Source organism: Ruminiclostridium cellobioparum DSM 1351 = ATCC 15832, assembly GCF_000621505.1.
Lineage (GTDB): Bacteria > Bacillota > Clostridia > Acetivibrionales > DSM-1351 > Ruminiclostridium > Ruminiclostridium cellobioparum.
The window spans coordinates 41,079-47,926 of sequence record NZ_KK211291.1 but is presented as its reverse complement, the minus strand read 5'-3'; the positions used below and the strand labels follow the sequence as shown (position 1 = coordinate 47,926).

The following is a 6,848-nucleotide window of genomic DNA, read 5'->3' as shown; positions in this document are numbered from 1 at the left end:
CCTGTCGCTCCGGTAACTCCTGCACCCGTTGGACCTGCCGGTCCGGTTGCTCCGGTAGCTCCCGTGGGACCAGTTGGGCCTGTCGCTCCGGTGGAGCCGTTTATATTAGGAAACTACAAAATAGCCCTGGTATAAGGGCGAAAAATAAAATATGAGCTATCCTATTGCACAAATACACCGCCTTAGTGAGACTATGGGCGGTTTATTTGTATTGTAGCGGTCACTTCGATCCAATATATCCCAAAATCATTTTGCTTGGTTTATTGGATAATAGTCAGTGTGTAAATTGGAATTTGTACAGTCTTTAATTTTCTGTCGTTGCGTTTTAGATGAAACTCATTATCAGAAGAACCGCTATTGACAAACCAACTATTGAGTGTTACTATATAGCAGTAATAAGTAATACTGAATACCAGTCATACAGAATAGTGAGGAGTGATTATACTGGAAAACCTAACGGAAATGCTCAAAGGCGTGCTCGAGGGTTGCGTCCTTGAAATTATAAGCCGCAAAGAAACCTACGGCTACGAAATCACGCGGCGACTGAACACCCTCGGCTTCACGGACATTGTCGATGGAACGGTCTACACCATCTTGGTGCGACTTGAGAAAAATAAGCTCGTGGACATAGAAAAAAAACCGTCAGATATGGGGCCGCCGCGTAAGTTTTACACGCTCAACAACGCGGGACGCGAAGAGCTAAGCCGATTCTGGGCAAAATGGGAGTTCGTATCATCAAAAATTAACGAGTTAAAGGAGAAAAAATAATGGATTTTTGGGAGAAAGTTACGGGCAGCGATATGACTAAAAAATTGAGATCTTTTGAAGCGCGGACCAAAAAGCTGCCGGCTGATTATCAAGCAGCATGGGAAAAAATTACTGCCAACCTTTGGCAGTACTCAGATTTTACCGGCCGCAACCTTATGCCAATTCTTGACGGTGTGCTTGGCCTGCTGGAAGAAACAGCGGCGGACGGTCAGAGTGTCCAAGAGGTTTTGGGTGACGATATCAAAGGCTTCTGTTCAGCTCTGGTGGGCGAAGAAGGGGCAAAGTCTTTTCGCGACAAGTGGCGCAAGCAACTCAACAATAATATCGCTAAAAAATTAGGTAAATAGGAGGATAAAATGAGAATACAAAATATCATCGAAGGCAAAAAAGAGTGGCGAGCGCACATGGCGCGTGTCAAAGCGCTCCCGCAAGATTATCGGATTGTTTATAAGGAGATTCAAAAATATTTCTTTAAGGTCGGCCCTGTTGAGCTAACCGAAGGGACGGGTTTGCTCTCGGGGATTATCGATCTTTTTGAAGAGGGCGCAGCCTTGGGGAAAGGCGTGCTCGAAGTCACGGGCAGTGACGTAGCGGCTTTCTGCGACGATCTAATAAAAGATTCAAAAACTTACGCTGACATCTATCAAGAATCTGTTAACCAGGAAGTTAATAAGGCCATAAAAAAGGTTACGGATAAAAAAAAGTAAGAGGAGGATATCTGCATGGAAAAAGCAATTCAAGTGAAAGGGCTGCAAAAGTCCTACAAGAAACTTCATGTTCTAAAGGGCGTGGATTTCGAGGTGGAAAAAGGCAGTATCTTCGCCCTGCTCGGCTCCAACGGCACAGGCAAGACGACAATTGTTAAAATTCTCACTACGTTGCTGAAACAGGACGGCGGAACCGCCGCCGTAAACGGCTTCGACGTTGCAGCAAAGCCCGGCAATGTGCGGCAGTCGATCAGCCTGACAGGGCAGTTTGCCGCTGTGGACGAGATTTTGACCGGACGGGAAAATATCATCATGATCGCCAGGCTGCGGCACCTTGCCAATCCCCATCAAGCGGCTGACGATTTACTGAAACGCTTCAGCTTGACTGAGGCCGCCGACCGCAGGGTTTCCACCTATTCGGGCGGAATGCGCCGAAGGCTCGACATTGCTATGAGCCTTGTGGGAAAGCCACAGCTTATTTTTCTCGACGAACCGACCACCGGGCTTGACCCCGAAGGACGCATCGAGGTTTGGAAGGTTGTTAAAGAACTTGCCGGAGGCGGCACAACGATTTTTCTGACCACGCAGTATTTGGAAGAAGCCGAACAGCTTGCGAATCAAATCGCCATTCTGCATGAAGGGAAAATTATCACGAACGGCACCCTTGATGAACTGAAAAAGCTGTTCCCGCCCGTGAAGGCGGAGTATGTGGAAAAACAGCCGACATTGGAGGAAATATTCCTCACAATCATAGGCAAGAAGGAGGAAAAGTAAATGGAAGCGACAAAAAGACACTTTTTCAGCGATATGGGCGTTATGCTTGGACGTTCCATGCGCCATATTTTCCGCAGCATGGATACCATTATCACGGTCTGCATCACTCCGATTGCGATGATGCTGCTGTTTGTATATGTGTTGGGCGGCGCAATTCAAACCGGCACGGATAACTATGTGAATTACCTGTTACCCGGTATCCTGCTGATTGCCATAGCAAGCGGTATATCTTATACGGCTTACCGTCTGTTTATGGATATGAAAAGCGGAATCTTCGAACGGTTCCACACCATGCCGATTGCGCGTTCAGCCGCGCTGTGGGGGCATGTGCTGACCTCACTGATATCCAATGCGATTTCGGTTGTCATAATCATTCTCGTGGCGCTGATCATGGGCTTCCGTTCGTCGGCAGGAGTATTGTCATGGCTGGCCGTGGCCGGTATACTCGCGCTGTTTACGCTGGCCCTGACATGGATCGCGGCAATTGCCGGACTGTCCGCAAAATCGGTGGACGGCGCAGGCGCCTTTTCCTATCCGCTCATCTTCCTTCCGTTTATCAGCTCGGCGTTTGTGCCGACCGATTCAATGCCGCCGGTCGTCCATGCCTTTGCCGAAAACCAGCCGGTTACTTCGATAGTGGACGCCATCCGTGCACTCCTGTCGGGACAGCCCGTCGGAAATGATATTTGGGTTGCGCTCGCGTGGTGCTCAGGTATACTGATCGTCGCATATCTATTTGCGATGCGCGCGTACAAACGGAAAGCAGCTTAATGTTTGCAGGCATTAAAATTATAGTGGTTAACAAAAATATCAAGTAAAGGGATGGTAGAGTGTGTAAATACGAGTGGATATTATGCCCGGTCTGCAGCAACAAAACACGGGTCAAGATACGTGATGATACGGTGCTTGAAAACTTTCCGCTGTTTTGTCCCAAGTGTAAACAGGAAACGATAATCAATGTAAAACAACTGAATATGTCAGTTATCAAAGAGCCAGACGCTAAGACGCAGAGCCGATAGCCGTGAGTGAAATCACAGTTGTCGGTTCTTTCTTTATGATAACTCCCCAAGCTGCATGATGCCTCTATATTGAGTTCGGGCCACTTGTCCCGAAGGGTGAGGAAAGCTTAACAGCCATCACTTTTGATTATAAAGTGGTGGCTGTTTGTGTTTCTCCTGTATTATTGCGGCCGTAAAAAAAGCTTTAAACAGTAATTGACCGAATCGGTTAATGGTATTATAATATTTGTTGACCGATTCGGTTAATTACATTAAAGAGGTGAGTCTTTATGGAGAAGTTTTCAAGTTTACCCGTAGAGAAGCAAAATATAATAATTGACGCCGCCCTTGTATGCTTTGGCACTAACGGCTACAAAAAAGCATCTGTAAGCGATATTGCCATTGCAGCTGGGGTTTCAAAAGCATTGGTATTTCATTACTTCGGCACAAAAAAATCTTTATATTTATACCTGATCAATTTATGCACCCATATTTTCATGAATGAAATCAATGAAAAGTTTGATAATGCTGTTACTGATTTTTTTGACAGAATTAAGCTTGCAGCCGGCATTGAAATTTCAGTTATGAAAAAACACCCTGCCATCCTTTCCTTTTTGGACAGTGTGTATTTTGAAAATGATGATGAAGTTAAATCGGACATAAAAGCTATTCTTGCAGATAGTGAAGGTGAAAATTTGAGAAACAAAGTTGCTTTTGAAGGCATCGACGCATCAAAATTCAAGGATGATATTGATCCAAAACTGGTCATGAAAATGCTGACTTTGCTTACTGACGGGTATTTATGCAAAATGCCTAAAACAGGGATTGATCTTGACGCTTTATGCGAAGAATTTGATGAATATATAGATCTGTTTAAAAGGAATTTTTACAAGGAGAAAAACCTATAACGTATAGTCTATTTGCTCAAAAGTGTTTTTTATTATAGAAAGGAGAATATGTATGAATTCATATGTACTTGGTTTTCAGGAAATTGATAAAACCAAGCTTTCGATAGCCGGGGGCAAAGGCGCCAACCTGGGGGAATTATCCAGGATTAAGGGAATTCAAGTGCCAGAAGGCTTTTGCGTTACTACCGAAGCATATCAAGAAATTATCGGGAATAACGAGGAATTTAATTCCTTGCTGGATCAGTTGTCCCTTCTAAAAGCAGACAACCGGGAAGGTATTGGTGAAATCAGCGCCAAAATCCGCAAGGTCATCGAAGGAATTGCTATTCCAAAAGACATCGATAATGAGATTACCCGTCAACTTGCACAGCTTGGTGAAAGAAATGCCTATGCCGTGCGTTCCAGCGCCACGGCGGAGGATTTGGCCACGGCCTCCTTTGCAGGCCAGCAGGATACGTATCTGAACATTATAGGAAAGGACGCAATCCTGAGACATATCAGCAGGTGCTGGGCATCGCTTTTTACCGACCGGGCGGTGATTTATAGGCTGCAAAATAGCTTTGACCACAACAATATTTTCCTGTCTGTCGTCATCCAGAAGATGGTTTTTCCGCAGGCGGCAGGAATCATGTTCACAGCTGACCCTATCACGATGAACAGGAAGGTCACGTCCATTGATGCAAGCTTCGGGCTTGGTGAAGCCTTGGTTTCCGGTCTCGTAAACGCAGATAATTACAAGGTGCGTGACGGCAGGATCATTGATAAGAATATCTCCACAAAGAATCTGGCAATCTATGCTTTTTAAAAGAAGGTGGTACGGAGGAGAAAAAAGTCGAAGCCGGCCGTCAGAATATGCAGACGCTGACAGATGAACAAATTATACAGCTTGAACGCTTGGGCAGAACGATTGAGGGCTATTTCAGCCGTCCGCAGGATATCGAATGGTGTCTGTATGAAAATAAATTCTTTATCGTCCAGAGCCGTCCCATCACCACCTTATATCCAATACCGGACGTGCAGGATGGGAAAAACCATGTGTATATGTCGTTCGGGCACCAGCAGATGATGACAGATGCCATGAAGCCGCTGGGGCTTTCCTGCTTCCAGTACAGCGGGGGCGACGGGACGTTGATGATCCAAGCAGGAGGCAGGCTTTTCATGGATCTCTCTCATGATATGGCATCAACTTTCGGGCGGACGCTTGCGGTGGCGGCAATGGGGAAAGTCGACCCGCTGATCAACAGCGCGCTAAAAAACTTAACCAAGCGGAAAGAGTTCATAAAATCGCTTTCGCGAGGCAAGCGGTTTCTTAGCATGGGGTCGGGGTATTTTTCGTGGGCGTTGGTCACGCAGTTCATAAAAATCTATCGGTCGGTTGACGTGGGCGTAGTCCCCGCTTTGATGAGGAAAAATGAGGCGGCCATAAAGGAGCTTGAGAAAAAGTTCGCTGCGCTTTCCGGCGATGAGCTTTTTGCCGCGGCTGATATGGAATTGAAACAGCTTATCAAGGTGATCGGCGACCCTCAGGGTTTGGGTTCTGTCTGGACCGGGGCCCTCGCGGTGAGCTGGGTCAACAAAAACGTGGAGAAATGGCTCGGCGAGAAAGGTGTTGCGGACACGCTGACACAGTCCGCACCGAACAATGTAGCGGGTGAGATGGGACTTGAACTGCTGGATGTTTCAGATGTGGTGAGACAGTATCCGGCGGCGGCGGAATACCTAAAAACAGTGAAACCTGAGGGTGCGGACGTGTTTTTTAATGATCTTGGCAAATTGGAGGGCGGCGAGGCCGTAAGCAAAGCCATGCGGGAATTTTTAGCAAAATACGGTGTGCGCTGCTCCGGTGAGATAGACATCACAAAGCCGCGCTGGATAGAGGAGCCGTCCGCGCTAGCCCCGATGATTCTGAGCAATATCGAAAATTTCACGCCAGGCACACATAAAGAGATATTTGAACGGGGACTGAAAGAAGCCGAGGAAAAACGGCGGGAAATTCTAAGACGCCTTTCCAAGGGTAAGGCGAAAAAAGCGGAAAAAATGATTAGCCGCATACGCAGCTTCATCGGCTACCGGGAGTATCCCAAGTACGTCATGGTTTGGCGCTACTGGATAGTCAAACAGGCCCTACTGCGGGAGGCCGAAAAGTTGGTTCAATGCGGGACTTTCCGCAAGAGGGAGGATATTTATTACCTGTCTTTTGAGGAACTGCGGGAGGCCGCCCGGACGAAAACATTTGATTATAACAAAATACTGAAGCGAGAAGAGGAGTTTGAAGTTTACGAAAAACTGACGCCACCGAGGCTGATGACTTCCGAAGGCGAAATAATCTCAGGCGAATACGACTCGGGAAAGGCACCAAAAGGGGCGCTCCTTGGGATACCTGCGTCGTCGGGGGTTGTGGAAGGCCGCGCTCGTGTTATACTCCGGCTGGAGGATGCAGAGCTATCAAAAGGTGACATTTTAGTGACAAGATTCACAGACCCAAGCTGGACGCCGGTTTTCGTATCCATTAGCGGATTAGTGGCGGAAGTGGGCGGAATTATGACACACGGCTCCGTAGTTGCCAGAGAATACGGCCTGCCTGCGGTCGTGGGCGTTGAAAACGCCACAAGGCTGATTAAAGATGGGCAAAGAATTCGTATAAATGGTTCGGAAGGATATGTAGAAATACTATAAGATGCCGGGACGATATT

The 6,848-nt window shown here is 47.0% G+C and carries 7 protein-coding genes and 1 pseudogene; all 8 read left to right on the top strand.

What is annotated here, in order from left to right; all coding sequences use genetic code 11:
* Positions 1 to 462: 462 nt before the first annotated feature.
* Entirely contained in the window at positions 463 to 768 is a 306-nt protein-coding gene (locus tag T344_RS0122100; protein ID WP_084331317.1) for a PadR family transcriptional regulator, read from the top strand.
* Positions 768 to 1,115 (top strand): DUF1048 domain-containing protein, encoded by a 348-nt coding sequence (locus T344_RS0122095; RefSeq protein ID WP_027630506.1) that lies wholly within the window; start codon positions 768 to 770, stop codon positions 1,113 to 1,115. Before T344_RS0122100 ends, T344_RS0122095 begins: the two co-directional genes overlap by 1 nt.
* A gap of 9 nt (positions 1,116 to 1,124) precedes the next feature.
* Complete coding sequence (locus T344_RS0122090; protein ID WP_027630505.1) at positions 1,125 to 1,475, top strand: DUF1048 domain-containing protein; 351 nt, start codon at positions 1,125 to 1,127, stop codon at positions 1,473 to 1,475.
* A gap of 15 nt (positions 1,476 to 1,490) precedes the next feature.
* Positions 1,491 to 2,249, top strand: a complete 759-nt coding sequence (locus T344_RS0122085; protein WP_027630504.1) for an ABC transporter ATP-binding protein — start codon at positions 1,491 to 1,493, stop codon at positions 2,247 to 2,249.
* On the top strand, positions 2,250 to 3,020 hold the full coding sequence (locus T344_RS0122080) for an ABC transporter permease (protein WP_027630503.1): 771 nt from the start codon (positions 2,250 to 2,252) through the stop codon (positions 3,018 to 3,020).
* A gap of 59 nt (positions 3,021 to 3,079) precedes the next feature.
* Positions 3,080 to 3,268, top strand: a complete 189-nt coding sequence (locus tag T344_RS30590) for a cysteine-rich KTR domain-containing protein (RefSeq protein ID WP_084331316.1) — start codon at positions 3,080 to 3,082, stop codon at positions 3,266 to 3,268.
* Between the two features lie 269 nt (positions 3,269 to 3,537).
* Positions 3,538 to 4,155 (top strand): TetR/AcrR family transcriptional regulator, encoded by a 618-nt coding sequence (locus T344_RS0122075; RefSeq protein ID WP_027630502.1) that lies wholly within the window; start codon positions 3,538 to 3,540, stop codon positions 4,153 to 4,155.
* 52 nt (positions 4,156 to 4,207) lie between these two features.
* Positions 4,208 to 6,831 (top strand): annotated as a pseudogene (gene ppsA, locus T344_RS29040) (phosphoenolpyruvate synthase).
* The last annotated feature ends 17 nt before the right edge of the window (positions 6,832 to 6,848 follow it).

What these genes read in the sequence shown, in the direction of transcription:
- T344_RS0122100 (WP_084331317.1), top strand. Translation starts at nt 463, where the DNA reads ATGCTCAAAGGCGTGCTCGAGGGTTGCGTCCTTGAAATTATAAGCCGC.
- T344_RS0122095 (WP_027630506.1), top strand. Translation starts at nt 768, where the DNA reads ATGGATTTTTGGGAGAAAGTTACGGGCAGCGATATGACTAAAAAATTG.
- T344_RS0122090 (WP_027630505.1), top strand. Translation starts at nt 1,125, where the DNA reads ATGAGAATACAAAATATCATCGAAGGCAAAAAAGAGTGGCGAGCGCAC.
- T344_RS0122085 (WP_027630504.1), top strand. Translation starts at nt 1,491, where the DNA reads ATGGAAAAAGCAATTCAAGTGAAAGGGCTGCAAAAGTCCTACAAGAAA.
- T344_RS0122080 (WP_027630503.1), top strand. Translation starts at nt 2,250, where the DNA reads ATGGAAGCGACAAAAAGACACTTTTTCAGCGATATGGGCGTTATGCTT.
- T344_RS0122075 (WP_027630502.1), top strand. Translation starts at nt 3,538, where the DNA reads ATGGAGAAGTTTTCAAGTTTACCCGTAGAGAAGCAAAATATAATAATT.